The organism is Trueperaceae bacterium (genome assembly GCA_036381035.1).
Lineage (GTDB): Bacteria > Deinococcota > Deinococci > Deinococcales > Trueperaceae > DASRWD01.
In genome coordinates, this window is the sequence record DASVDQ010000098.1 from 1 (window position 1) to 2028 (window position 2028).

Genomic DNA, 2028 nt, shown 5'->3' on the forward strand with positions numbered 1-2028 from the left:
CTCCTCAATGAAGTGCTACCTCAACGAAGGTAGCTACTGGCCCCCCGAGAGTGCCTGTAGCAACGAGTTTATCTCGGAGCGTCGCGAGGGGTCCGCTTCGCGGCGAGGGCGCCATGACGCGCCGACGGCTCGTCTGTGCCAATGCCTTCGGTGACTACTGCGAGAAGTGCCCGCGAGACCTGCCCGGCGTTCTTAGCGCGTCGGAGGTCTCGCGGGCCAGGTTCGAGGCTAGATGATCACCACCTGAGCGGGGGAGATCTCGCGTTGTATGCCCACGAAGCTGATCAGTCGCTTCACGCGCTTGTCCACGTGGATCCCCAGGTCGAAGAAGGCGATGCAGTCCTCCTTGCTCACGACCTGGCTCGCCAGCGTGTCCTTCAAGCGGATCAGCTTGGCTGGCGTGGTCGATACCACGAAGACGCTGTACTGGAGCCGTTCGCCGTAGCTCTCTAACGTGTTCGCGACCTTCGTGCGACGCCTGTCGTCCGGGATGTCGTACGCGATCACGTAGAGCCGCTTGTGGTCGTGGTTCACCTCACTCGGACCCCCACGTACCGCGGCTGCGACCCGTCCAGGTACCCCAAGACCTGCCGCGCCTGCACCTCCATGGCACGGCGCCACGTGACCTGGTAGCCGAACAGCGGGTGCTTGAACTCAGTCTGCACACGCCGCTCGTAGCCGGCGATCAGCGCCTTGCGCGCACGGTCCTTGAGCCGCACCGAGCCGAGGCGGTCGTCGAAGTCGTCGGGCTTCACCTCACCGTTGTTGATGGCGTTTATCACGACCGAGTCCGCCACCGGCGCGCGGAACTCCTCCATGAGGTCGAGGGCGAGCGCCGGCTTGTTGCGGTTGCTGCTGTGGATGAAACCGGCGTGCGGGTCGAGGCCGCAGCTGACCACGGCGCGGATGCAGTCGGAGAGAAGCATCCCGTAGGCGTAGTTGAGCAGGGCGTTCACCGGGTCTCTCGCCGGGCGGCCGCTCCGTCCCGACCAGGCCCAGGCCGCGGCGTCCCTCACGAGCAGTCGAGGGAACAGCTCGAAGTAGATGCTGGCCGCTTCCCCTTCTAGCCCCAAGGCGTCCTGCCAGGTAGCGCTCTCCAGCAGGCGTCCGCTGAGGGACCTCAGCGTGGCGACCTCGGGCACGTTGCCCAACGACCTTCGCGCCTGCGTCGCCTGGTTGGCCACCTTGGCGGCCAGCATCTCGCGGGCCAGAGCCAGTCGCCCTTCGGCCGAGGCCACGTGCTGGGCCACGCGCGTGAGCCCGTTGGGTGAGGAGGCGGAGCTTGCCCAACCCACCACTCGGCCCGCACCGGTACACCACACCACGGTCAGTCCGCGCCACAGTAGCTCCCTGAGCAGGGCCGCCGAGACGTCGACGTTGCCGTGAACCTGCAGGGCGAGGACTCTCTCGATCGGCACGTCTCCGATGGTCTCGCCGGCCTTGGTGACCCTGATGCGCCCGGCGCTGATCCCGGCCCTCGCACCGAACGTCGACAGGTGGACGACCTGCGTGTCGGGGTCCAGAACGCGCACCTTGCGAGTGATAGGTCCGAGCTGCCGCTCGTCGGGCAGGCAAACGCCGATGTGGGAACAGCGGCTGCACCTCGGGTCGTCCTCGAGTGGAGGCGGCGCCTGAGCGGCGCTCACGACCCGGCGTGTCTCGGCCACCGCCTCCTCGGCAGCCGCGAAGAGCTCTGGCGTGAGTTCCACGGGCACACGCCTGTTGTGGGTCGTGAAGTACACCTCGGTTCCCGCGACCTCGTAGCCGCTCTGGGCGAGGCAGGCTGCCTGCAGGGCGAGCTGCACACGCATCGGGTACGTGACCTCCGGCTCACGGCGGACCGGGCTCGCCTTGTACTCGCGCACCACCACGCCGGCGTCGGTGACCTCGGCTGCGTCGATCCGCCCGACCACGCCCCACTCGGGGTGACCGACGTCTATGGCTCGCAGCTCGCTACCCCGAGCCGTGGAAGGGTCGTGCACCCGGGAGTGGTCGGACGTTCCGCTCGCCATCTGCATCGTGTCGGTC

General features: G+C 67.6%; 2 protein-coding genes. Both read right to left on the reverse strand.

Annotation, left to right across the window (positions count from 1 at the left end; genetic code table 11):
* Positions 1 to 228 precede the first annotated feature (228 nt).
* The gene (gene cas2, locus VF202_11245; protein ID HEX7040684.1) at positions 229 to 534 is read right to left on the reverse strand and encodes a CRISPR-associated endonuclease Cas2; all 306 of its coding nucleotides are present in this window, start codon (positions 532 to 534) and stop codon (positions 229 to 231) included.
* Positions 531 to 2028 (reverse strand): CRISPR-associated endonuclease Cas1 (gene cas1, locus VF202_11250; protein ID HEX7040685.1); only part of this gene is annotated, 1498 nt, incomplete at its 5' end. The genes cas1 and cas2, both read right to left, overlap by 4 nt.